Source organism: Pseudomonas sp. B21-035, assembly GCF_024748945.1.
Taxonomy (GTDB): Bacteria; Pseudomonadota; Gammaproteobacteria; order Pseudomonadales; family Pseudomonadaceae; genus Aquipseudomonas.
The window spans coordinates 2,161,290-2,183,539 of record NZ_CP087179.1 but is presented as its reverse complement, the minus strand read 5'-3'; the positions used below and the strand labels follow the sequence as shown (position 1 = coordinate 2,183,539).

Annotated in this window: 22 protein-coding genes; 10 read left to right on the top strand and 12 right to left on the bottom strand. The window is 64.8% G+C overall.

Annotated features, from left to right (window positions below; translation table 11 throughout):
• Positions 1 to 58 precede the first annotated feature (58 nt).
• From LOY22_RS10045 to LOY22_RS10020, 6 genes are all read left to right on the top strand, one after another.
• Positions 59 to 1,207, top strand: a complete 1,149-nt coding sequence (locus tag LOY22_RS10045) for an efflux RND transporter periplasmic adaptor subunit (protein WP_258597294.1) — start codon at positions 59 to 61, stop codon at positions 1,205 to 1,207.
• A complete protein-coding gene (locus LOY22_RS10040) occupies positions 1,204 to 4,332 on the top strand; it encodes an efflux RND transporter permease subunit (protein ID WP_093384696.1) in 3,129 nt (1,042 codons plus the stop codon). Before LOY22_RS10045 ends, LOY22_RS10040 begins: the two co-directional genes overlap by 4 nt.
• 339 nt (positions 4,333 to 4,671) lie before the next feature.
• Complete coding sequence (locus LOY22_RS10035) at positions 4,672 to 5,457, top strand: MipA/OmpV family protein (RefSeq protein ID WP_176794278.1); 786 nt, start codon at positions 4,672 to 4,674, stop codon at positions 5,455 to 5,457.
• Positions 5,458 to 5,559: 102 nt separating this feature from the next.
• Entirely contained in the window at positions 5,560 to 6,399 is an 840-nt protein-coding gene (gene yghU, locus LOY22_RS10030) for a glutathione-dependent disulfide-bond oxidoreductase (RefSeq protein WP_093384701.1), read from the top strand.
• Positions 6,400 to 6,514: 115 nt separating this feature from the next.
• The gene (locus LOY22_RS10025; protein ID WP_093384705.1) at positions 6,515 to 7,087 is read left to right on the top strand and encodes a hypothetical protein; all 573 of its coding nucleotides are present in this window, start codon (positions 6,515 to 6,517) and stop codon (positions 7,085 to 7,087) included.
• Between the two features lie 80 nt (positions 7,088 to 7,167).
• Entirely contained in the window at positions 7,168 to 7,497 is a 330-nt protein-coding gene (locus LOY22_RS10020; RefSeq protein WP_093384710.1) for a hypothetical protein, read from the top strand.
• On the opposite strand, the gene LOY22_RS10015 is transcribed toward LOY22_RS10020, so the two are convergent.
• From LOY22_RS10015 to LOY22_RS10005, 3 genes are all read right to left on the bottom strand, one after another.
• Entirely contained in the window at positions 7,494 to 7,667 is a 174-nt protein-coding gene (locus tag LOY22_RS10015) for a hypothetical protein (RefSeq protein ID WP_176794279.1), read from the bottom strand. The two genes, LOY22_RS10020 and LOY22_RS10015, sit on opposite strands and share 4 nt — an antisense overlap.
• A gap of 97 nt (positions 7,668 to 7,764) precedes the next feature.
• Positions 7,765 to 8,691, bottom strand: coding sequence for an alpha/beta hydrolase (locus LOY22_RS10010; RefSeq protein WP_258597291.1), 927 nt, complete (start codon positions 8,689 to 8,691; stop codon positions 7,765 to 7,767).
• The gene (locus LOY22_RS10005; protein ID WP_093384723.1) at positions 8,678 to 9,514 is read right to left on the bottom strand and encodes an SDR family NAD(P)-dependent oxidoreductase; all 837 of its coding nucleotides are present in this window, start codon (positions 9,512 to 9,514) and stop codon (positions 8,678 to 8,680) included. The genes LOY22_RS10010 and LOY22_RS10005 overlap by 14 nt, the downstream gene beginning before the upstream one ends.
• A 144-nt stretch (positions 9,515 to 9,658) precedes the next feature.
• Here LOY22_RS10005 and LOY22_RS10000 point away from each other — a divergent pair, with 144 nt between their 5' ends.
• The 3 genes from LOY22_RS10000 to nudE all read left to right on the top strand — a co-directional run bounded on the left by LOY22_RS10000 (position 9,659) and on the right by nudE (position 12,609).
• Entirely contained in the window at positions 9,659 to 10,702 is a 1,044-nt protein-coding gene (locus LOY22_RS10000) for a Rieske 2Fe-2S domain-containing protein (protein WP_258597289.1), read from the top strand.
• Between the two features lie 131 nt (positions 10,703 to 10,833).
• Positions 10,834 to 11,964, top strand: coding sequence for a helix-turn-helix transcriptional regulator (locus LOY22_RS09995; RefSeq protein ID WP_195883632.1), 1,131 nt, complete (start codon positions 10,834 to 10,836; stop codon positions 11,962 to 11,964).
• Positions 11,965 to 12,051: 87 nt separating this feature from the next.
• Positions 12,052 to 12,609 carry an ADP compounds hydrolase NudE gene (gene nudE, locus LOY22_RS09990; RefSeq protein WP_093384731.1) on the top strand — a complete coding sequence of 186 codons (558 nt, stop codon included), beginning with the start codon at positions 12,052 to 12,054 and terminating at the stop codon, positions 12,607 to 12,609.
• Between the two features lie 114 nt (positions 12,610 to 12,723).
• Here nudE and dmpG read toward each other — a convergent pair whose 3' ends face one another.
• From dmpG to LOY22_RS09970, 4 genes are read right to left on the bottom strand one after another with little or no spacing between them, the layout of a single operon-like run.
• Positions 12,724 to 13,758 (bottom strand): 4-hydroxy-2-oxovalerate aldolase, encoded by a 1,035-nt coding sequence (gene dmpG, locus LOY22_RS09985; protein WP_045201585.1) that lies wholly within the window; start codon positions 13,756 to 13,758, stop codon positions 12,724 to 12,726.
• 13 nt (positions 13,759 to 13,771) lie between these two features.
• On the bottom strand, positions 13,772 to 14,680 hold the full coding sequence (locus tag LOY22_RS09980) for an acetaldehyde dehydrogenase (acetylating) (protein ID WP_045201586.1): 909 nt from the start codon (positions 14,678 to 14,680) through the stop codon (positions 13,772 to 13,774).
• 18 nt (positions 14,681 to 14,698) lie between these two features.
• Positions 14,699 to 15,490, bottom strand: a complete 792-nt coding sequence (locus LOY22_RS09975; RefSeq protein ID WP_258597284.1) for a fumarylacetoacetate hydrolase family protein — start codon at positions 15,488 to 15,490, stop codon at positions 14,699 to 14,701.
• A complete protein-coding gene (locus tag LOY22_RS09970; RefSeq protein WP_213601816.1) occupies positions 15,487 to 16,314 on the bottom strand; it encodes an alpha/beta fold hydrolase in 828 nt (275 codons plus the stop codon). Before LOY22_RS09970 ends, LOY22_RS09975 begins: the two co-directional genes overlap by 4 nt.
• 154 nt (positions 16,315 to 16,468) lie before the next feature.
• Here LOY22_RS09970 and LOY22_RS09965 point away from each other — a divergent pair, with 154 nt between their 5' ends.
• On the top strand, positions 16,469 to 17,242 hold the full coding sequence (locus tag LOY22_RS09965) for an SDR family oxidoreductase (protein WP_045201592.1): 774 nt from the start codon (positions 16,469 to 16,471) through the stop codon (positions 17,240 to 17,242).
• Positions 17,243 to 17,384: 142 nt separating this feature from the next.
• On the opposite strand, the gene LOY22_RS09960 is transcribed toward LOY22_RS09965, so the two are convergent.
• From LOY22_RS09960 to LOY22_RS09940, 5 genes are read right to left on the bottom strand one after another with little or no spacing between them, the layout of a single operon-like run.
• On the bottom strand, positions 17,385 to 18,587 hold the full coding sequence (locus LOY22_RS09960) for an acetyl-CoA C-acyltransferase (protein ID WP_258597281.1): 1,203 nt from the start codon (positions 18,585 to 18,587) through the stop codon (positions 17,385 to 17,387).
• Between the two features lie 24 nt (positions 18,588 to 18,611).
• The gene (locus tag LOY22_RS09955) at positions 18,612 to 19,070 is read right to left on the bottom strand and encodes a MaoC family dehydratase (protein WP_093384752.1); all 459 of its coding nucleotides are present in this window, start codon (positions 19,068 to 19,070) and stop codon (positions 18,612 to 18,614) included.
• 2 nt (positions 19,071 to 19,072) lie between these two features.
• Complete coding sequence (locus tag LOY22_RS09950) at positions 19,073 to 19,855, bottom strand: SDR family oxidoreductase (RefSeq protein WP_213601818.1); 783 nt, start codon at positions 19,853 to 19,855, stop codon at positions 19,073 to 19,075.
• A 16-nt stretch (positions 19,856 to 19,871) separates the two neighbouring features.
• Positions 19,872 to 21,059, bottom strand: coding sequence for an acyl-CoA dehydrogenase family protein (locus tag LOY22_RS09945; protein WP_093384760.1), 1,188 nt, complete (start codon positions 21,057 to 21,059; stop codon positions 19,872 to 19,874).
• Complete coding sequence (locus LOY22_RS09940) at positions 21,056 to 22,228, bottom strand: acyl-CoA dehydrogenase family protein (protein ID WP_045201602.1); 1,173 nt, start codon at positions 22,226 to 22,228, stop codon at positions 21,056 to 21,058. The genes LOY22_RS09945 and LOY22_RS09940 overlap by 4 nt, the downstream gene beginning before the upstream one ends.
• Positions 22,229 to 22,250: the final 22 nt, after the last annotated feature.

Genomic DNA, 22,250 nt, shown 5'->3' with positions numbered 1-22,250 from the left:
TGCGCTCGCTGTGCCTCCCCTTTGCTGTGCCTACTCGAGATTGATCGCGATGGTATCTGTGCTGCGAGACAAACCCCGTCTGTGGATCACCGGCCTGCTGTTACTGCTGGTGGCAGGCTGGGTGCTGGTGATGCCTGCCAGCGAACAAGCGGACATCACCCCTGCGCCCGTGCCCCTGCTCAAGGTCAGCAGCGTGCTGGCCGAACCCGGCACTGTGAGCCAGACCCTCCTTGTCACCGGTAGCCTGGTAGCCCGCGACGAGGTGTCCATCGGGACCGCACTGCAAGACACGCGCATCGCCAGGGTATTGGTCGAGGAAGGTGACACGGTGGTGGCCGGGCAACTGTTGGCGCAACTGGAAGCCGACACCCTCGACGCCCAGGTACGCCAGGCCGAGGCCACCCTCAATCGCAACGCAGCCCTGATCAAGCAGCAGCAAGCGCTCGACATCGAGGCACAGGCCAGCCTTGCGCGAATCAATGAGCTGGGCAGTATCGGTGCGGTCAGCGCCCAGCAACTCGACCAACAGCGCGCCCAGGCCCACGCCAGCGCCGCCGCGTTAGCTGCCGCCCGGGCCGAGCACCAACAGGCCATCGCCCAACTGACTGACGCCCGCACTCGCCGCGACAAGGCCATCATCCTCGCCCCGGTCAACGGCATCATCTCCGAACGTCACGCCCGGCTGGGCGCCATGGCCGGTAGCGAGCCGCTGTTCAAACTGATCCGTGACGGCCAACTCGAGCTCGATGGCGAACTGGCGCAAAGTGCGTTGCAAGCAATTCGGGTCGGTACTGCGGTCCAGGTGCAGGTCGCGGGCATGGACCAGAGCGTAGCCGGCACGGTGCGTTTGCTGGCGCCCAAGGTGGATGCCGGCACCCGCCTGGGGCGCGTGCGCATCAGCCTCGCGGCAACGGCCGATGCGCGCGCTGGCAGTTTCGCCAGTAGCAGGATCGAAACCGGCACTACCGCCGCGGCGGTGGTCATTCCGCTACGGGCGGTGACCTTTGCCGAGGATGGCGGCGCCACCGTCATGGTCCTTGATGCCCACGGCCAGGCGAGCGTGCGTAGCGTGGTCCTTGGCCAGCGCAACAGCCTGCGGGTGCAGGTCAGCAGCGGCCTTGGCGCCGGTGAGCGGGTGGTGGCAAGCGCCTCGGCCTTCGTGCGCAACGGCGACGTGGTCAGCCTGGCACAGGAGCTGGAGCAATGAACCTGGCGGTGTCGTCCTGGGCCATTCGGCGGCCCATCCCGACCCTGGTATTGTTCCTGGTGCTGGCCGTGGCCGGCTGGATCTCCTTTGCCGACCTGCCGATCAACGCCAACCCACGGGTCGACTTTCCGGTGATCACCGTCGCCGTGGTCCAGGTCGGTGCCGCGCCGAGCGAACTCGAACATGCGGTCACCCAGCGGGTCGAGCGCGCGGTGTCCGGCCTGGCCGGTATCCGTCACATTACCTCGACGATCGCCGATGCCATCTCGGTCACCACCGTGGAGTTCCAGCTCGGTGTCGACCCCGACCGCGCCGCCAACGACATCCGCGATGCCATCGGGCAAATTCGCGCGGACTTGCCGCAGACTATCGAAGAGCCGCTGGTCACGCGCATTGATGTCGAGGGCGGGGCGATCCTCAACTACGCCGTCAAATCCAGTGCGCGCAATGCCGTGGACCTGTCCTGGTTTGTCGATGATGTACTCGGCCGGGAACTGCTTGGCGTGCCCGGGGTGCAAAAAGTGCAGCGCCTGGGCGGCCTGGAGCGTGAGGTCAAGGTCGAACTCAAGCCCGAGCGCCTTGAGGCGCTGGGTATCTCGGCCGACCAGGTCAACACCCAGCTGCTGCACAGCAACAGCAACGTGCCCGGCGGGCGGGCGATTCTCGCCGACAGCGAGCAATCCATACGCACACTGGGCAGCGCCCTGACCGTGCAAGCCCTGGGCGACACGCCAATCGCCCTGCCGGACGGACGCTGGGCGCGGTTGAACGAGCTGGCAAGCGTGGTCGATGGCGCCGGTGAAATGCGCTCGCTGGCGCGCCTGAATGGCGAGCAGGTGGTCGGTTTTGCCGTGTTTCGTGCCAAGGGCTCCAGCGATACCCGGGTGGCCGCAGGGGTTGAGGCTGCGCTCCAGCGCCTGCAGCAACATCACCCGGACATCGAAGTCCAGCAGGTCGCCTCGATGGTCGACTACACGCTGGCCAGCTACAACGCCGCGATCATGACCCTGATCGAAGGCGCGCTGCTGACGGTGCTGGTGGTACTGCTGTTCCTGCGCAACTGGCGTGCGACCCTGGTGGCGGCCATCGCCCTGCCCTTGTCGATCCTGCCGACTTTCGCCGCCATGGCCTGGTTCGGCTATAGCCTCAACAGCATCACCTTGCTGGCCCTGACCCTGGTTATCGGCATCCTGGTCGACGATGCGATTGTCGAAATCGAGAACATCGAGCGGCACCTGGACCAGGGCAAGCGCCCCTACCAGGCCGCCATTGACGCCTCAGATGCTATCGGCTTCGCCGTGGTGGCAATTACCGCGACCATCGTTGCGGTGTTCCTGCCGGTGAGCTTTATCGGCGGCTTTGTCGGCCAGTATTTCACCCCCTTTGGCATCACCGTGTCGGCAGCGGTGTTGAGCTCACTGCTGGTGGCACGGCTGCTGACGCCGCTGATGGCCGCCTACTTACTCAAGCCCAAATCGACTGAGCATCAGTTGCAGGCAACGCAAGCGCCCTCTGGCTTGCTCGCGCGCTATCTGCGCCTGCTTGAGTGGGCACTGGCGCATCGGCGCAAAAGCCTGGTGATCGCGGCGGTTTTCCTGCTGGCTTCCTTTGCCCTGGTACCGCTGCTGCCTTCGGGCTTCATGCCGGTCAGCGATACCAGCCTGAGCCGCATCGATGTCTCCCTGCCACCCGGCACGCCCCTGGCGCAGACCGACCGGACCCTGCAACAGATGGCCGCGAAACTGCGCCAGCAGCCGCAGGTGATGTTCGTCTTCAGCACCGCCGGCGGCGAAGATGCCTCCGGCGCCACCGATGTCGCCAGCGGCCAGTTGCTGGTGCGCCTGGTGCCACCCGAGCAACGCGAGATGAGTCAGAAGGTATTCGAGCACGCACTACGACCGGTCCTCGGTGAGTTCGCCGATGTGCGCTTTGCCTTTCGCAGCGACAGCGCGGCGCGAGACATCTCGGTGATTCTCGTCGGTGCCGACGCCCGGCAACTGTCCCAGGCCGCTTACGCGCTGCAAAGCGATATGCGCATGATCAAGGGGCTGGCCAATGTCCAGGTCAACGAACCCTTGCCGCGTCCGGAGCTGTTGATCCGCCCGCGCCTGGATGAGGCCGCCCGCTCTGGCGTCAGTGCCCAGGCCATCGGCAGCGTGGCGCGAATTGCCACTTTGGGCGATATCAATGCCAATTCAGCGCGCTTCAACTTCCACGACCGGCAAGTACCGATTCGCGTGCAACTGGCCGAGGGACAGCAAGGCGACCTCGACACCCTGCGCAACCTGCGGGTGGCCAGCGACAACGGCGGCACGCTGGCGCTGCACAGTGTCGCCGACATCGACTACGGCAGTGGCCCGACAAGGATCGAACGCTTCGACCGGCTGCGGCGCATCTCGGTGGACGCCGACCTCGCCGGCATAAGCCTCGGCTCGGCGCTGGAAGTGATCCAGGCCACCCCCGCCTTGCAGCACCTGCCCCTTGGCGTGCGCGAGGTGGAGTATGGCGACGCCGAGTACATGAATGAAATGTTCGAGAAGTTCGCCACGGCCATGACCTTCGGCATCCTCATGGTGTTTGCCGTACTGGTCCTGCTGTTTCGTGACTTCCTGCAGCCGCTGACCATCCTCGTCTCGCTGCCCCTGGCGGTCGGCGGGGCCATCGGCGGCCTGCTGTTGTATGGCGCCGCCATCGACCTGCCGGTGGTTATCGGTTTGCTGATGCTGATGGGCATCGTCACCAAGAATTCGATTCTGCTGGTCGAGTTCATCATCGAAAAGCGCCGCGCCGGCATGCCTCGGCACCTGGCACTGATGCAGTCGGGCGCCGAACGCGCCAGGCCAATTGTCATGACCACCCTTGCCATGGTCGCCGGTATGCTCCCGGCAGTCCTCAGCAGCGGCGCCGATGCAGGTTTTCGCGCGCCCATGGCAATTGCCGTGATCGGCGGGCTGGTGACTTCAACCTTGCTCAGCCTGGTCTTCGTACCGGTGGTGTTCAGCTATATGGACGACCTGAACAACTGGCTGGCCCCGCGCCTGGCAAAACTCACTTACGTGACTGCGCAAGACCGGGCGGCGGCACAACAGCAACTGGCAGAGGCAAATAATGATCAGACAGTTTAAGCGCTCTTCGCCGCGCGGGCATTTCTCCTTTATTCGCACACCCTCGGGTTAATAGCGGTATTTGTCCCCTGCGGCGCCAATAAGCATATCTAGCCGCTATTTAATTTTGATGAAACCCGTAACAGCCAGGGCAAACGTTATTGCCTGTCATCGGCTATTGAGCCGTTGGGTACTGCTGTTCTCCAAGTTGCTCTTCGGGCTTCGCCGGATGTTCTACAAAAACTGCAAAGCCATTGAATAAATATGCCACTAACAGAGTTTTACATCCTGCTCACGGATACTAACAACAAAGCCCCGTACCCTGATCAGACTTAAATTTACGGGAACACTGTAACCCCCATGAAGACGACAAGGATCTACACTGCGTTGACTGGTCTCTGCCTGGTGAGCGCCTCAGCGAACTTATTGGCGCAAGAGTGGCAGTTCACCTTGCAAGGCGGCGCCGCCAATGCCCCCCGCTACAGTGGCAGCAGTGAGCGCTCTACGGCACCGGTGCTCGGCTTCGAGATCGAAAGCCCTTATGGTTTGTTCCTGCGGGACAAAGGCCTGGGCTGGAAACACGATTGGGACGACGCCAGTTTCAGCACCTACATCGGCACCAGCGCCGAGCGCAAGGACCGCAAGAAAGGCTACCGCGGTTCCGACCGCCTGCGTGGCATGGGTTCGATCAAATCCCGCGCGCTGCTGGGCATGGAAGGTTCCTACACCTGGGGGCCGGTCACCTTCGGTGCAACGTTCGAGCATGCGCTGAAAAAAGACAGCAACAAAGACACCGGCTCCGCCTACCAGACCCTCGAACTGAGCGTCGGCACCACCTTGTACGAAGGCGATTTCGGCAGCCTGAGCGGCAACGTCAATGCGCTGTTTGGTGACGCCGACTACGTCCGTACCTGGTATGGCGTCAGCGCGCAACAAGCGGCCAACAGCCGCTTTGCCGCGCACAAGACCCACGGCGGCCTGGTCAGCCAGGGCGTCAACCTGACCTGGAGCCTGCCGCTGAGCGACAACACCCGCCTGCATACCCTGCTGGATGTACAGAACCTCTCCGGGCATGTGAGCGACAGCCCGATTGTCGAGCGGCGGGTACAAACCTCGATCGCCAGCGTGCTTGAGTACAGCTTCTAGAACGCTGGCTTTTGCGCCCGGGCAGCAGTGGCCGCGCGGTTTGACAAGCGCGCGCGCCAGGCCCGAACATGAGCCCCTCGAGCACACCAGGAGGTTCATCGCATGAGCAAGGCACCCTACGTCCCGCCTCGGGTCTGGCAGCACGACGCGCCGTCGGGCGGCGAGTTCGCCAACATCAACCGCCCGGTGGCCGGCCCGACCCACGACAAGGCCCTGCCGCTGGGCAAGCAGCCGCTGCAACTGTACTCCCTGGCCACGCCCAATGGCGTCAAGGTCACCATCCTCCTCGAAGAGCTGCTGGCCCTCGGGCATGCCGGCGCCGAGTACGACGCCTGGCTGATTCGCATCAGCGAAGGCGAGCAGTTCTCCAGCGGCTTCGTCGAGATCAACCCCAACTCGAAGATCCCCGCCCTGCTCGACCGCAGCGTGCAACCGCCGGTGCGGGTGTTCGAGTCGGGTTCGATCCTGCTCTACCTTGCAGAAAAATTCGCCGAGTTCCTGCCCCGCGACCCAGCGGGTCGAACCGAAACCCTCAACTGGCTGTTCTGGCAGATGGGCGCAGCGCCCTACCTGGGCGGCGGCTTCGGCCACTTCTATGCCTACGCGCCAGAAAAATTCGAATACCCGATCAACCGCTTCAGCATGGAAACCAAGCGCCAACTGGATGTGCTCGACCAGCGCCTGGCGCAAAGCCAATACCTGGCCGGCGACAGCTACACCATCGCCGATATCGCCGTCTGGTCCTGGTACGGCCAACTGGCGCTGGGCAGGCTGTATTCGGCGGGCGAGTTCCTCAGCGTGCAGGACTACACCCACGTGCAACGCTGGGCGCAAGCCATTGCCGAGCGCCCGGCGGTCGTCCGCGGCTTGCGGGTCAACCGCACCTGGGGCGATGAAGCCAGCCAGGTGCCCGAGCGGCATTCGGCGCAGGACCTGGACTGAGGCAACAGTATTCGACGTCAAACGCGAGTACTGTGCGACAAACACTGGCAGGGATAGCCATTGTGCTCCACTGTCAGGTCAAGCAAACGACCCTGAAGCGAGATAACTGAAGAACATGAAGTTCACCACACGCACCGCAATCATCACCCTTGGCGCCTCTGCTCTCCTGGCGGGCTGCAACAACGAACCTGAGTATAAGGTCACCGGCACCAACGCCAACGAAATAAGCCAGTACAACCAGCAGCGCGAAAGCGCCGCCGCTTACCTGACCAAAGTTCAGGCTTATGTCGCTGAGATCAAGGCCATGGAAGCGCTTCCGGTTGGCCCTGCCCTGCCTGCGCAACACCAGAAGATGCAAGCACTTAAAGTCGAAGGCGACGGAGTTGGTTCAATTGTTTCTCCGCTTTCTCACTGCCGAGCAAGCGGCTACGCAGCCTCGGAATACTGGCAAACCGTAGCAGGCATGATCACGACTCAGCCCCCTTCCGCTGCCCTTGAAAGATTTGCCAGCGAGGTCCAGCAATGCCAGCAGCAACTGCAAAACCCACCCAAGGCCATCACCTACATTGAAGGGCCTGCCGATAAGCAACCAGCTTACCCGGGCTGCCTGGAAATCTTGGCACTGGGTGAGAAAGACGGCGATACCCGGACATGGAGCTGCCCTACCGAATCCATGCCTTCGACATGAGCCTTTAACGCCCACAGGCGGCGCTCAGACCTCAAACAAGCGCCGTCCACTACAAGAATCAAGGGCTAATCAAATCCAGGATGGAGCACTACAAATCACTGTTACAGGCGCTGTTCTTCTTTGCGCTGACCTTCGGCCTTGGCTATCTGTCGATACGCCGCATGCGCAAGCTGCGCGAGGCCGTCGACAGCGAATTCGAAGCGGCGCTGCGCCGCCTGCACATCGACCACCACGAAGTGCTGCTCGACCGCACCCAGCGCCAGTATCACCCGGAGACGACCCAGGTGCACCGGATACTGCGCGATGACCAAGGCCAGCACTACCTGTACGTGCACATCAGCGGCTCGCCCGGGGTCCTCCAGCCACTGAGCCGCGAGCGGGCGCTGCTGGCCCTGGGCAACAAGGCCTAAGGCATCAGCCTGGCGACGCTCGGCACCGGGATGTAACACGGCTGGAAGCTGGGCTGGCAGTAATAGGCCATGGTCACCGGCGCCGGCAGCGGGCGGGTCAGCAAGGCGCTGTAGACAGCGCCAAAGGCGCAGACGGTCAAGGCAAGGCAAATTGTTCTTGTTGTTTTCATGGCCATTCCACCACAGGTGAGGAAAAGACGTTGTGCGCTCAAGACTAGAAACTGCTGCGACAACCTGCTTCGTCCAAACGGACTAGGCCGCCGCCATTCAGCCCAGCGCCCGGCGCAGGTCGGCCGCGGCCCCGGCCAGGGCCAAGGCAGCGCCCTCGACAAACGCGCTCATGCTGATAAAGCCATGCACCATGCCCTGGCAACGCTCCAGGCGGGTGGCCACACCTGCTTGTTGCAAACGTTGGGCAAAGGCTTCGCCTTCGTCGCGCAATGGGTCGTACTCGGCGGTGATCAGGGTGGTGGCGGGTAAACCCTCCAGTGACTCGGCGAGCAGCGGCGAGGCCAGTGGCTCCTCGACCTGCTCGGGCTGTTGCAGGTAGCTGCGCCAGAACCAGGCCATCATCGCCCGCGACAACAGATACCCTTCGCCATACACCTGGTACGACGGGGTGTCGCAGCGGCCATCGGTGACCGGGTAGAACAGGCACTGGTAGCGAATCTGCGGGCCCTGGCGCTCTGCGGCCAGGCGGCTGACGGCGATCGCCAGGTTGGCCCCGGCGCTGTCGCCGGCCACGGCCAGGCGGCTGCCGTCGACGCCCAGGCTGGCGGCATGTTCGACCAGCCAGCAGGTGGCGGCATAGCAATCGAGCGGCGCCGCCGGAAAGCGCGCCTCCGGTGCCAGCCGGTAGGCCACCGACACCACCACCGCGCCAGTGGCGCTGGCCAGTGCCCGGCACAGATGGTCATGGGTATCGAGGGTGCCGATGACAAAGCCGCCGCCGTGGAAGAACACCAGCAGCGCCAGGTTGTCTTGCGCCAGCGGCCGGTACAGGCGGGCATCCAGCTCGCCAGCGGCGCCCGCCACGCGCAGCTCACGCACTTCGGCCATCTGCGCGCCAGGGATCGGCGGCAACAGGTGGTCGGCATATTGCCGATACTGCACGGCATCGAGCCGGTGGTAGTCGGGCTCCCCCTGGACGCTGAACTGTTCGAGCACGGCGGCGATCTGTTTATCGAGCGGCATGGGCGTCTCCTTCGGCGATCATCTGGAACTGCGGGTTGGTTTCTTCAAGGATGCTGCGCAAGCGCAGCTCCAGGGCGGGCTTGAAGTCTTTGTGCGGGAAGATCCAGAAGCGCCGCTCGGCCAGCGCGGCGAATACCTGGGCGGCCAGCTCGCGGGGCGTCATGCCCTGGCGAATGTGCTCGTCGAGCACGGCGCTGAAAGTGGCGTCGGCCTGCTCGCGGGCCTGGTTGGAGGCCATGATGTCACTGGCCACCGGCCCCGGGCAGAGCACCGCCACCGAGACCTGCGCGCCGAGCATGTCCAGCTCGTATTTGAGGGTTTCGGATAACGCCACCACCGCCTGCTTGGTGACGTTGTAGGGCGCCATCAACGGACTGCTGAGCAAGCCGGCGAGCGACGCGGTGTTGATCACCTGGGCCGGGTGGCCCTGCTCGAGCATCAGCGGCACAAAGCTGCGGATGCCATTGATCACCCCTTGCAGGTTGATGGCGAGCATGCGCTGCCACTGCTCGTGGCTGATCTGCCAGCTGTAGCCGGTCTGCATCACCCCGGCATTGTTGAACAGCAGGTCGACCCGCTGAAAATGCGCCAGGGCGACATCACGCAGGCGCTCGACCTGGGCCACATCGCTGACGTCGGTCAGCTGGGCAATGGCCTGCACGCCCTGGCCTTGCAGTTGCGCGCTCAGCGCCTGCAAACCCGGGCCATCGACATCGGCCAGTACCAGCTGCATGCCCAGCCCTGCCGCATGCTCGGCCAGGCCCCGGCCGATCCCGCTGGCGGCGCCGGTAATCACCGCCACCCGCCCCTGCTCGTTGCTCATTGCGTTCTCCTGCTGCTGGCTTGATTGCGCCAGTAGAGCCGTCAGCCCACGGCCGGCCATCGTCCGTTCAGACGATGCCTGCTGGTACAGGGGCGGCAGAATCACTCGCACAGCACACCCCGTGATACCCCGGAGAACAATAAGATGAGCACCCTGCACCGCATTGAAGCCAAGCTGCTGGAAGACCGTTACGCCCGTGGTTGGCACTGCCTGGGCCTGGCCGCGCACTACCGCGACGGCAAGGCCCACCGCCTGGACGTGTTTGGCACCCGCCTGGTGGCGTTCCAGGGTGAAGACGGCCAGCTGAACATTCTCGACGGCTTTTGCCCGCACATGGGCGCCGACCTGAGCACCGGCTGCATCGAAGGCAACTCGATCCGCTGCCCGTTCCACAGCTGGCGCTGGGGCGCCGATGGCGTGTGCGACGACATTCCCTACGCCAAGCGCATTCCACCGCGGGCCAAGGTCAAGCGCTGGCCGATCATGGAAGAAAACCAGCTGCTGTTCGTCTGGAACGACCCGCAAGGCAACCCGCCGATTGCCGAGCAGGTGATCCCGCGCATCGACGCCTGCTTCAGTGACCAGTGGGCCGCCTGGGAAGTGGCCGAACTGCAGATCGACACCAACTGCCGCGAGCTGATCGACAACGTCGCCGACATGGCCCACTTCGGCACCGTGCATGGCGCGCCGGTGGCCGAGTTCAGCAACGTCTTCGCAGGCCACCTGGCCACCCAGGTCATGCGTGCGCGCAGCGAACGGCTGTCTGGCGACAGCGAGCTGAGCACGGTGGCCACCTACTTCGGCCCGGCCTACCAGATCACCGAAATGACCGGGGCGATGAACGGCCAGCCGATCCATTCGATCCTGCTCAACTGCCATGTGCCGATCGACCTCAACAGCTTCACCCTGCGCTACGGCGTGCTGGTGAAAAAGATCCCCGGCCTGAGCGAGGAGCAGAACCAGGCCATGGCCAAGGCCTACGTGCAGCAGGCCCAGTCGGCTTTCTACGAAGACGTGGCGATCTGGCACAGCAAGACCCGGGTCGACAACCCGCTGCTGTGCGACGGCGACGGCCCGGTGTACCAGCTGCGGCGCTGGTATGAGCAGTTCTATACCGACGTCGACCTGCTGCCTGCCGAAACCGCCGACAGCAAGCGTTTCGTGGTGCTTGACGGCGAGCGCGCCTGAGCCTTGCCGAGCGCTTTGGACAGGCGTGCGCTACGCCTGTCCGGATGCGTGTACGGAGCGTTGCGTGCACGCGTTAACGCCGACTATTCTCTGCCATCGCCAACGCTAATAATAAAAAATGGTAGTTCCCTATGCAGCCGTGCCTCACCCTCGAGTCATTCAGCGACTTGCTCGGTCACCTCTATCAAGGGCCGATGGAGAACATTCCCTGGGTCACCTTCCTCAACCAGCTCAACCTGCAGCTACAGAGCAAATACGTCACCTTCATTCTACGCCCGCCCAGCGCCCACGTTGACGGCCTGATGGTCAACACCACCGGCAGTTCGAGCGAAACCACCGCCTCGTACAACAAGCACTTCTTCGCCCTCGACCCGTTCGTCGACCTGCCCAACCGCGAAGTGGTGACCCTCGCCAGCTACGTCTCCAACGACGAGTTGTTGCAATCGGAGTTCTACAAGAACTTCCTTGAGCCGGTGGACGTGTTCCATATTCTCGGGGCCGACATCAATACCGGCGACGGCGCCCAGTGCCGTATCCGCATCAGCCGCGGGCGCGATGAGCAGGCCTTCGGCGACCAGGAAAAAACCCTGCTGGCGCGCTTCATCCCGCACCTGGAACGCTCGATCAAACTGCACATGCAGCTCAACCGCATCGAGACCGAACGCAACCTCTACGCCGGCGCCGTCGACCAGCTGGCGGTGGGCACCATCATCCTCGACGAAACCGGCAAGGTGCTGCAGACCAACCAGGTTGCCGAGCGGCTGATCCAGGAAAAGGACGGCATCAAGCTGGTCAATGACGGCCTGCAGGTTGGCACCGCGCGCGACACCCAGGAGTTCCGCCGGCTGGTCAAGCAATCGCTGCTGTCGCAAAAAAGCAGCAACCCCTCGGTGGTCGAGGCCATGCGCGTGCAACGCCCGTCCGGGCGCGCCGACCTTGGCATCATCGTGCGCTCGGTGCCGCTGTCGACCTGGAGCGAAGGCAAGCAATGCCCGACCGTGGTGATCTTCATCAGCGACCCCGAGCAGCAATCCTCGGCGCCGCAGGAGATCGTCCGGGCGCTGTTCGATTTCACCCCGGCCGAAACCCAGTTGGCGATGCTGCTGGCCAACGGCCTGACCCTGGACGAAGCCTCGGAGGAACTGGGCATCAGCCGCAACACTTCGCGGGCGCACCTGCGTTCGACCTTTTCCAAGACCGGCGTGACCCGCCAGACCATGCTCGTGCGCTTGATCTTGCGCAGCGTGGCGACCCTCGGCTGAAGCACCCGCCCTCGTCCGCTTGGACGATGGCGGGTTGCCGGGCACAGCGCACAGTGCAGGTATCCACCCGCCGCCAGGGGCCTGCACATGCGCAACTGTCCGACCATCCTCAAGACCGAGCTGCTGGCCCAAAGCAGCCATTTCCAGATCGAAGCACTGCACCTGCAGTTCAGCAACGGCCAGCGGCGCATCTACGAACGCTTGCGCGGCACCGGCTACCGCTCGGTGATGCTGGTGGCGATGCCCGACCCCGAGCACGTGCTGCTGGTGCGCGAGTACGCGGTGGGCGTAGAGGGCACCATCCTCGGCCTGCCCAAGGGCGGTGCCGAGGCGCATGAAAGCTACCTGCAGGCGGCCCAGCGCGAGCTGTGCGAAGAAGTCGGCCTGAGGGCGGCGCGGCTGACCGAGCTGGGCGAACTGACCTTGGCGCCCGGGCATTTGTGTCATCGTTATCGGGTGGTGCTGGCCCAGGACCTGAGCCCCTGTGCTCTGCAAGGTGACGAGCCGGAGCCGCTGGAATGCATCAAGGTGCCGCTGGCGCAGATCCCGGCACGGGTGGCCAGTGGCGAGTTGCATGAGGCCCGGGCCATTGCCGCGTTGTTCATGGCCATGGGAGCCTGTGGGAGCGGGCTTGACCCGCGATGAGGCCGGTGCAGCCTGCGCAACAAGGCGTTATCTGAATTACGACCGCTGCGCGCTCGATCGCGGGCCGAGCCCGCTCCCACAGAATTGTGCGGGACCCGCGATGAGGACTGCACCTCAGGTCGGCATCACCCCTCGCGCCCGCGACATTGTCAGGGCCAGGTCTTCGATCATGTCTTCCTGACCGCCCACCGTGCCGCGCCGCCCCAGCTCCACCAGCAGGTCGCGGGCAGCAATGCCGTACTTGAGCTCGGCACGCTTGGCAAACAGCAGGAACGAGCTGTACACCCCGGCATAGCCCAGGGTCAGGGCATCGCGGTCGAGGCGGATCGGTTGGTCCATCATCGGCACCACCAGGTCCTCGGCGACGTCCATGATCCGGTACAGGTCAACACCACTGCTCACACCCATGCGCTCCAGCACGGCGACGAACACTTCCAGCGGCGTGTTGCCCGCCCCCGCTCCCAGCCCGGCCACCGAGCCATCGATGCGCACGGCGCCAGCCTCGATGGCCGCCAGCGAGTTGGCAATAGCCATGCCCAGGTTGTGATGGCCATGAAAACCGACTTCGGTGCTGGCGCTTAAACCTGCCCGCAATACGCCAATCTTCTCGCTGACTTCAGTCGGCAGCATGTAGCCCGCCGAATCGGTGCAGTAGATGCAATTGGCGCCGTAGCTTTCCATCAGCCGCGCCTGTTCCAGCAGCTTTTGCGCGCTGACCCTGTGCGCCATCATCAGAAAGCCGACGGTATCCAGGCCCATCTTCGCCGCCATGCCGATGTGCTGGCCGGAAACATCCGCCTCGGTGCAGTGGGTGGCCACGCGGATGGTCGAGACGCCATGCTCATGGGCCATTTTCAGGTGATCGAGGGTGCCGATCCCCGGCAGCAGCAAGGCCGATACCTTGGCCTGCTTGAGGGTGGGAATTACCGCGGCGAAGTATTCCTCATCGCTGTGGGCGGCAAAGCCGTAGTTCAGCGACGCGCCACCCAGGCCATCGCCATGGGTGATTTCAATCAGCGGCACGCCGGCGGCATCCAGGCCGCTGGCCACTGCGATCATCTGTTCCAGGCTGATCTGGTGACGCTTGGCGTGCATCCCGTCGCGCAGGCTCATGTCGTGCAGACGGACGCTTTTACCTTGCAGATTCATGGCAGTTCTCCACTCAACGGACGGGCAGTTGCAGGGTGCCCTTGTGGGCTTCTTCGGCAAACATCTCGGCGGTGCGCAAACCGGCAGCGGTCATGATGTCGAGGTTGCCGGCAGACTTGGGCAGGAAGTCGCCGAGGCCTTCGACCTCGATGAAGATCGACACCTTGCGGCCATCGAAAATCGGCCCGTTGATCAGGGTGTAGCCGGGCACGTAGCGCTGCACCTCCTTGACCATGCTCAACACCGAGGCGCGAATGGCCTCGCGGTCGGGCTCTTCGTCGGTCAGGCAGTGGATGGTGTCGCGCATCATCAGCGGCGGTTCGGCCGGGTTGATGACGATGATCGCCTTGCCACGCCGGGCACCGCCGATCTGCTCGACGGCACCTGCAGTGGTGCGGGTGAACTCGTCGATGTTCTGCCGGGTGCCCGGGCCCACCGAGCCGGACGACACCGTGGCGACGATTTCGCCATAGGCCACCGACTGGATGCGCGACACCGCCGCGACCATGGGGATGGTCGCCTGGCCGCCGCAGGTGACCATGTTGACGTTCATCGCCAGGCTCGCCGCGTGCTGCTTGAGGTTGACCGGCGGCACGCAGAACGGGCCGATGGCCGCCGGCGTGAGGTCGACCATGATCACCCCCAACTCGTTGAGCTTGCGGCTGTTATGCGCATGCACATAGGCCGAGGTGGCATCGAAGGCGATGCGGATATCGTCGTCGAGGACATGTGGCAATAATCCGTCCAGGCCGTCGGCGGTGGTCTTCACGCCCAGCTCGCGAGCGCGCTTGAGGCCTTCGGACTGCGGGTCGACGCCGACCATCCACACCGGTTCGATCCACTCGGAGCGGCACATTTTCATCAGCAAGTCGGTGCCGATGTTGCCCGGCCCGATAATCGCCGCTTTCAGTTTTTTGCTCATTCGCTTGAACCTCGCACGTCACGCACAGAACGACACCCGGGCGCTGCCCAGGCCGTCGATGGTCAGGGCAAACTGGTCGCCGGCCCGTGCAGGCTCCAGCGGCACCAGCGAGCCGGAAAGGATGATTTCCCCGGCCTTGAGCGGGATGCCGAAGGCGCCCAGGGTGTTGGCCAGCCAGGCCACCGCGGTCAGCGGGTTGCCTTGCACCGCCGAGCCGAGGCCTTGGCTGATCAGCTCGCCGTTCTTGAACACCTGCATGCGCAGGTTCGGCAGGTCGAGCCGGCGCGGATCGACCTGGCTGTCGCCGAGCACGAACACCCCGCAGGAGGCGTTGTCGGCGACGGTGTCCTGGATGCGGATGCGCCAGTCCTGGATGCGCGAATCGACAATCTCGAAACACGGCATCACGTACTCGGTGGCGGCCAGCACATCGGCCTCGGTGACGCCGGGGCCGACCAGGTCATGCTTGAGCTTGAAGGCGATCTCGCCTTCGGCGCGCGGCTGGATCAGGCGGTTGGCGCCGAGGGAAATCTGCGCGCCATCGGCAAAGGCCATCTGCTCGGTGATAAAACCGAAATCCGGCTGGTGCACATTAAGCATGCGCTGCACCGCCACCGAGGTGACGCCGATCTTCTTGCCGACGATGCGGTCACCCGCCGCCACCCGCCGCTCGATGCTGTAGAGCGAGATATGGTAGGCATCCTCGATGCTGATGGTCTCCCAGCGCTCGCTCAAGGGGGCCAGGGTGCTGGCGCTGCACAGGGCCTGGTACAGCTCTTCGCCATACTGGCGACGCAATTGCTCGCTCATGCCCGTGCCTCCCCAAGGAACGCCAGGCATTCACGGTTGAACAGCTCGCGGTGCTCTACCATCACCCAGTGTCCGCATTCGCTGAGCAGCACAAAGCGGATCCGCCTGCAGGCTGCAAGCAGGGTCTGCGCGCCGGAGGCCGGGCAGAACTTGTCGTTGATCCCCCAAAAACCAAGAATCGGGCACTGCAGTTCAGGCAAGCGTGAGGTCAGGTTCGGCACCTGCATGCTGGTCAGCACGCAGGCCGGTTGCTGGCCCACCACTGCCACGCGTTCGGCCACGGTTTCATCGCTGATCAGCGCCGGGTCGAACAACTGCAGGCTGAGCAGGCGGCGCATGCCGGCGGCATCGTTGAGCTCGCCGTTGGCAAAGGCCGCGCCCATCTTCTGGATGCCTTCCATTTGCAGGTAGTACTGCTCCTTGTCCATCAGCCCACCGGGGGCCATCAGCACCAGGCGGCTGACCCGCCCAGGCTGGTCCAGCGCCAGCTTGATGGCAATGGCGCCACCCAGGGAATTGCCGACCAGCACGCAGCGCTGGATATCCAGGGCATCGAGCAGGCCGCTGAGGGCGCTGACGAAAAAGTCCAGGCTGTAGACCGTTTGCGGCTTGCTCGAAGCGCCGTAGCCGGGCAAGTCGGGGACGATCACCCGGTAGCCGGCCGCGGCGAATGCCGGGTAGTTCTGTTTGAAGTTGCTGTGCCCGCTGGCACCCGGGCCGCTGCCGTGGATGAACACCACCGCCTCGCCCGTGCCAACGTCCTGGTAATGCAGCTGCAGACCATCGGCCAGCGTTACCACGTGCCCTTGCGCGGATGCGCCCATGAGGTGTCCTCCCGGCTTGTTGTTGTACCGGGATTATTCAGAGCGGCCAGGGCGCCAACATCGTCCGTCAGGACTACTAGTCCCTTCGGACGTTGGCCCCTGCCCGTGCGCTGCCTAGCATCGAGCTCATTACTGTGGCGAACACGAGGCAGGCATGCACGACCCAATGGATTTTCGCGGCAAGGTGGTACTGGTGACCGGTGGTGGCAAGGGTGTGGGCCGCGGCATCAGCCGGCGCTTTCTTGAGTGCGGCGCCGAGGTGGTGATCTGCGGGCGCCAGGCGCCTGCGACACTGCCGGCCAGCGGCGGGCGCGAGGCGCTGTTCCTGGCCTGCGATGTGCGTGACATCGAGCAGGCCCAGCAGATGATGACGGCTATAGTCGAGCGCTTCGGGCGCCTCGATGTACTGGTCAACAACGCCGGCGGCGCGCCCTATGCCGAAGCCGCCAGCGCCTCGCCGCGCTTCAGCGAATCGATCATCCGCCTCAACCTGCTGGCGCCGCTGAACCTCAGCCAGCTGGCCAACCGCATCATGCAGGCCCAGGCCGAGGGCGGCAGCATCATCAACATCTGCAGCGTCAGCGCCACCCGCCCTTCCCCCGGCACCGCCGCCTACGGCGCGGCCAAGGCCGGCTTGCTCAACCTGAGCCGCTCGCTGGCGGTGGAGTGGGCACCCAAGGTTCGGGTCAACGCTGTCACCGCCGGGCTGATCCTCACCGAGCAGGCGGCCCTGCACTATGGCGATGAAAGCGACCTGGCCGAGGTGGCCGCGACCATCCCCCTGCAACGCCTGGCCAGCCCCGAAGACATTGGCGACAGTTGCCTGTACCTGGCCTCATCGCTGGCCCGTTATGTCAGTGGCGCCGACATTGCCGTGCATGGCGGTGGCGAGCGCCCGGCGTTCCTCGACGCGGCAAAATCGCCGTAAGCGCTCCCCCTGCGCAAGGCCACACCCTGGCGGGTGTGAGCCTTGCTTGCGCGCTATTGCGGCTCGCGCACGCTGAGGTTGACCTCGCTCCAGTAGGCTTGCATGGTCTGGATCCTGCCGTGTTCATCAAAACGGTTCATGCTCAAGCCACCTCGAACAATGCAGCGGCACCCATGCCGCCGCCAATACACATGCTCACCACCACGTAACGTACGCCGCGGCGCTTGCCCTCGATCAAGGCGTGGCCAACCATGCGCGCCCCCGACATGCCGAACGGGTGACCGATGGCAATCGCCCCGCCATTGACGTTCAGACGCTGGTTGTCGATGCCTAAGGTATCGCGGCAGTACAGGACCTGGCTGGCGAAGGCTTCGTTGAGTTCCCACAGGCCGATGTCCTCGACTTTCAGGCCGTGGCGCTTGAGCAGTTTGGGAATCGCGTAGACCGGGCCGATACCCATCTCGTCGGCATTGCAACCGGCCACCGCCAGGCCGCGATAGATGCCCAGCGGCGCCAGGCCGCGCTGCTCGGCGAGCTTGGCGCTCATCAATACCGAGGCCGAAGCGCCGTCAGACAGCTGCGAGGCGTTGCCGGCGGTAATGAAGCGCCCGGCCTCGGTCCACTGCCCGCCCTGCCACACCGGCTCCAGTGCAGCGAGGCTGGCCAGGCTGGTGTCGGCGCGATTGCATTCGTCGTGCAGCAGGGTCACGGTCTCGTAACGGGTCTCGCCGCTGGCCTTGTCGATGATCGCCTTGCGCGTGCTCAGCGGCGCCAGCTCCAGGTCGAACAGGCCCGCGGCTTGCGCCTGGGCAGTGCGCAACTGGCTTTGCAGGGCATAGGCATCCTGCTCGTGGCGCGTCACGCCATAGCGCTGGGCGACGATCTCGCCGGTTTCGATCATCGGGATATAGGCCTGCGGGTCGCGCTCAAGCACGGCGCCGGACTGGTTGCGGTAGAGGTTCTTGTGCTTGTTCTGCACCAGCGAGATCGACTCCAGGCCGCCGGCGACGGCGATGTCGATTTCGTTGCAGATAATGCCCTTGGCCGCCAGGGCAATGCTCATCAGGCCCGAGGCGCATTGGCGCTCCACGGCCATTCCGGCTACCGACGGCGGCAGGCCGCCGGCAATCGCACACAAGCGCCCGAGGTTGTAGGCCTGGGTGCCCTGCTGGGCGGCGGCGCCGATGATCACATCGTCGACCTGCCCGGCCTCGATCCCCGCGCGCCGCACGGCCTCGCGCACCACATGGCCGCCGAGGGCCGGCGCTTCGGTGTCGTTGAAGGCACCGCGAAAGGCCTTGCCGATCGGCGTGCGCGCGGTTGAAACAATAACGGCTTCATTCATGTTCACATGCTCCGATGCCTGGACTCAGGCGGGGTAATAACGGCTGATGGTGTCGACCACACAACCCGGGCGCTGCTGGCCCTCGATCTCGACGCTGACGCGGATCAGCGCCTGCACACCGCCTTTGACCTGCTCGGCGCTGATCAGCTGGGCGTGGCCGCGCACCCGCGAACCCACCGGCACCACGCTGGGAAACCGCACGCGCTCGCAGCCGTAGTTGACGCCCATGGCGATGCCGCGCACCTCGACGATCTGCGGCAGGAACAGGTTGACCAGCGCCAGGCTCAGGTAACCGTGGGCGATGCAGGCCCCAAACGGGCCGCTGGCGGCGCGTTGCGGGTCGACATGAATCCACTGGTGATCGCCACTGGCCTCGGCGAACAGGTCGATGCGCGCCTGGTCAATGAGCAGCCAGTCGCTGACCCCCAGGACTTCACCGACGGCGTCTTGCAGCGCGTGCGGGGTGTCGAATAGGCGCGTCATGCTCAGGCCCTCTGGCTGGAAACCGACAGCACTTCGCCGGTCATGTACGAGCTGTAGTCGCTGGCCAGGAACATCATCACGTTGGCCACCTCCCAGACTTCGGCGGCGCGACCGAAGGCTTCGTTGGCCGCCAGTTGCTCGAGCACTGCCTGGGGCGCCGAGCGGGCGAGAAAATCATGCAGGGCAATGCTCGGGCTGACCGCATTGATGCGGATGCCGTGACTGGCCGCCTCGACCGCCGCGCAACGGGTCAGGGCCATGACCCCGGCCTTGGCTGCGGCGTAGTGCGACTGCTCCTTCTGGGCCCGCCAACCAAGCACCGAGGCGTTGTTGACGATCACCCCGGCGCGCCGGGCCATCATCTTCGGCAGCATGGCGCGAGTCATACGCATGGTGCCGGTGAGGGTAACGTCGAGGACCCGCTGCCATTCTTCGTCGGGCATTTCCACCAGCGCCCGCGAACCACCGAGGCCGGCGTTGTTGATCAGCACATCGACGCCGTGCAGGTCGCGCTCGGCGCAGCTCACCAGGTGCTGCACCTGGGCTTCGTCGGTGACGTTGCAGAGCACGCCGAAGACCTCGGCAAGCCCGGTGGCCTGGCGAATCTTTGCCACGGCTTCAAACAGCCGGCCTTGGTGGATATCACTGATCATCAGGGCCCGGCAGCCCTCTTCGGCGGCGCGCAAGGCGGCGGAAAAACCGATCCCGGAACCTGCCGCCGCAGTGATCAGCACGGACTTGCCGCGCAACAGGCCATGGCCCGCTACATAGTTGGGGGTGGACATCGACTAACTCCTTGGGTCAGGGACGCAGGCGCGGTTCTTTGGGCATGCCCAGGGCGCGCTCGGCGATGATGTTGCGCTGGATCTCGTTGCTGCCGCCGTACAGGGTGTCGGCGCGGCTGAACAGGTACAGCGATTGCAAACGGGTCAACTGGTAGGGCGCGGCCTCGAGCAGTTCGGCGTCGGGGCCGAGCACGTCCATGGCCAGCTTGCCGAGGTTGGCGTGCCAGCTGGACCAGAACAGCTTGTAGATGGTCGCCTCCTTGCGCAGCGCGCCGTCCTGGGCGCCGGAGAGCATGCGCAGCGAGTTGAAGCGCATGATCCGCAAGCCGCACCAGGCTTCGGCCAGGCGCTGGCGCAGCAGCGGGTCGCGGGCTGCGCCGTTGGCCTTGGCGATGGCGATGATCTCGTTCAGTTCGTTGGCAAACTGCATCTGCTGGCCAAGGGTCGAAACCCCGCGCTCAAAACCGAGCAAGGCCATGGCGATCTTCCAGCCATCGCCAGGCGACCCGATGAGGTTGGCGGCGTCGGTGCGGGCGTTGTCGAAGAACACTTCGTTGAATTCCGAAGTGCCGGTCATCTGCTCGATCGGCCGCACGCTGATGCCGGCCTGGGCCATCGGCACCAGCAGGAACGACAGGCCGCGATGGCCGACGCTGCCAGGTTCGGTACGGGCGATCACAAAGCACCAGTCCGACTCATGGGCCAGCGAAGTCCAGACCTTCTGGCCGTTGATCACCCAGCTGCCGCCCTCAAGGCTGGCGCGGGTCTTGACGTTGGCAAGGTCAGAGCCTGCGCCCGGTTCCGAGTAGCCCTGGCACCAGAACTGCGTGCCGCTGACGATAGCGGGCAGCAGGCGGCGCTTTTGCTCGTCGTTGCCGAAGGCGGCGATGGTCGGCCCGGCCAGGCCTTCGCCGATATGGCCCATGCGCCCGGGGCCGCCAGCACGGGCGTATTCTTCGTGGAAGATCACCTGCTGGCTGATCGACAGGCCCCGGCCACCATGCTCCGGCGCCCAGCCGACGCAGGTCCAGCGGCCCTCGGCCAGCTTGCGCTCCCAGGCTTTGCGCTGCTGCGGGAACATGTGCTCATCACCCGGGCCGCCGCGAAAACGCAGGGGCTCGAACTCGCCGCAGAGGTTGGCGGCCAGCCAGCCGGCGACCTCCTGGCGAAACTGCTCGTCCTGTTCACTGAAACTGAGCTTCATGGCTGCTCTCCGATGATCAGCGTGGCGATCTGCTGCAGATGCCAGGCCGGCGCGCCGAGGTAGCTCTCGCTGGCGCGGGCACGCTTGAAATACAGGTGCGGGTCGTATTCCCAGGTAAAGCCGACGCCGCCATGCAGCTGGATCGACTCCGCCGCACAGTGAAAATAGCTGTGCGAGCACTGCGCCTTGGCCAGGGCGGCGGCCAGCGGCAGCTCGGCGGCCACCTGCGGGTCGCCGTCGGGGTCGAGCACTTCCTGGGCGACACAGGCGGCGTAGTAACTGGCCGAGCGCGCGCATTCGACCTGCAGCATCATGTCGGCGGCGCGGTGCTTGAGCGCCTGGAAGCTGGCGATCGGGCGGCCGAACTGCTGGCGCTCCTGCATGTAGGCAACGCTCAGGTCGAGCACCTGCTGGGCGCCGCCGACCTGCTCGGCGGCAAGCCCGATGCAGGCCAGTTGCAGCACCTTGTGCAAGGTCGGCCAGGCGTTGCCGACCTCGCCCAGCAGCGCCTCGGGGCCCAGGTACACGCGGTTGAACTCAAGACGCGCCAAGCGTCGGGTCTGGTCCATGGTCGGCAGCCACTGGCGCTCGATACCGTCACGGTCGGCCTCGACGGCGAACAGGCTGATGCCAGATTCACCGCTGCTGCCGGGCGTGCGCGCGGCGACGATCAACAGCCCGGCGCTGTCGCCATCGATCACCTGGCCGAACAGGCCATCGACGACAAAACCCTGGCCTTCGGCGCTGGCGCTGGCCTGGATATCCTCCGCGGCCCAGCCGCTGCCGCGGGTGAAGGCCAGGGTGGCGGTAAGACGGCCCTCGGCGATAGGCGCAAGCCAGGTGCTTTTCTGCGCCTGGTTGCCGGCCAGCAGCAAAGCGGGTGTGGCCAGGCAGGCGGTGGCGAAAAACGGCGAACAGAACAGCCGCCGGCCCATCTGTTCGAGCAGGATGTTCAGCTCGACAAAGCCCAGGCCCAGGCCGCCGTAGGCTTCGGGGATGTGGATCGCCGGCCAGTACATCTCGGTGCACAGGCGCTGCCAGAGTGCCGGGTCATAGCCTTTGTCGCTGACCATGGCTGCGCGCACGGCGGCGCAATGGGAGACATCGGCGAGAAAGCCCTCGGCCGAAGTACGGATCATTTCCTGCTCGTCGCTGAATGCAAATTCCATCGCGGCGCCTTTTACTCGTCTG

What these genes read in the sequence shown, in the direction of transcription:
- LOY22_RS10025 (WP_093384705.1), top strand. Translation starts at nt 6,515, where the DNA reads ATGAAGTTCACCACACGCACCGCAATCATCACCCTTGGCGCCTCTGCT.
- LOY22_RS10015 (WP_176794279.1), bottom strand. Translation starts at nt 7,667, where the DNA reads ATGAAAACAACAAGAACAATTTGCCTTGCCTTGACCGTCTGCGCCTTT.
- LOY22_RS09970 (WP_213601816.1), bottom strand. Translation starts at nt 16,314, where the DNA reads ATGGGCGCATCCGCGCAAGGGCACGTGGTAACGCTGGCCGATGGTCTG.
- LOY22_RS09945 (WP_093384760.1), bottom strand. Translation starts at nt 21,059, where the DNA reads ATGAAGCTCAGTTTCAGTGAACAGGACGAGCAGTTTCGCCAGGAGGTC.
- LOY22_RS10035 (WP_176794278.1), top strand. Translation starts at nt 4,672, where the DNA reads ATGAAGACGACAAGGATCTACACTGCGTTGACTGGTCTCTGCCTGGTG.
- LOY22_RS10020 (WP_093384710.1), top strand. Translation starts at nt 7,168, where the DNA reads ATGGAGCACTACAAATCACTGTTACAGGCGCTGTTCTTCTTTGCGCTG.
- LOY22_RS09960 (WP_258597281.1), bottom strand. Translation starts at nt 18,587, where the DNA reads ATGAATGAAGCCGTTATTGTTTCAACCGCGCGCACGCCGATCGGCAAG.
- LOY22_RS09955 (WP_093384752.1), bottom strand. Translation starts at nt 19,070, where the DNA reads ATGACGCGCCTATTCGACACCCCGCACGCGCTGCAAGACGCCGTCGGT.
- LOY22_RS09995 (WP_195883632.1), top strand. Translation starts at nt 10,834, where the DNA reads ATGCAGCCGTGCCTCACCCTCGAGTCATTCAGCGACTTGCTCGGTCAC.
- LOY22_RS09965 (WP_045201592.1), top strand. Translation starts at nt 16,469, where the DNA reads ATGCACGACCCAATGGATTTTCGCGGCAAGGTGGTACTGGTGACCGGT.
- LOY22_RS10005 (WP_093384723.1), bottom strand. Translation starts at nt 9,514, where the DNA reads ATGAGCAACGAGCAGGGGCGGGTGGCGGTGATTACCGGCGCCGCCAGC.
- nudE (WP_093384731.1), top strand. Translation starts at nt 12,052, where the DNA reads ATGCGCAACTGTCCGACCATCCTCAAGACCGAGCTGCTGGCCCAAAGC.
- LOY22_RS09950 (WP_213601818.1), bottom strand. Translation starts at nt 19,855, where the DNA reads ATGTCCACCCCCAACTATGTAGCGGGCCATGGCCTGTTGCGCGGCAAG.
- LOY22_RS09975 (WP_258597284.1), bottom strand. Translation starts at nt 15,490, where the DNA reads ATGAGCGAGCAATTGCGTCGCCAGTATGGCGAAGAGCTGTACCAGGCC.
- yghU (WP_093384701.1), top strand. Translation starts at nt 5,560, where the DNA reads ATGAGCAAGGCACCCTACGTCCCGCCTCGGGTCTGGCAGCACGACGCG.
- LOY22_RS10040 (WP_093384696.1), top strand. Translation starts at nt 1,204, where the DNA reads ATGAACCTGGCGGTGTCGTCCTGGGCCATTCGGCGGCCCATCCCGACC.
- dmpG (WP_045201585.1), bottom strand. Translation starts at nt 13,758, where the DNA reads ATGAATCTGCAAGGTAAAAGCGTCCGTCTGCACGACATGAGCCTGCGC.
- LOY22_RS09980 (WP_045201586.1), bottom strand. Translation starts at nt 14,680, where the DNA reads ATGAGCAAAAAACTGAAAGCGGCGATTATCGGGCCGGGCAACATCGGC.
- LOY22_RS10010 (WP_258597291.1), bottom strand. Translation starts at nt 8,691, where the DNA reads ATGCCGCTCGATAAACAGATCGCCGCCGTGCTCGAACAGTTCAGCGTC.
- LOY22_RS09940 (WP_045201602.1), bottom strand. Translation starts at nt 22,228, where the DNA reads ATGGAATTTGCATTCAGCGACGAGCAGGAAATGATCCGTACTTCGGCC.
- LOY22_RS10000 (WP_258597289.1), top strand. Translation starts at nt 9,659, where the DNA reads ATGAGCACCCTGCACCGCATTGAAGCCAAGCTGCTGGAAGACCGTTAC.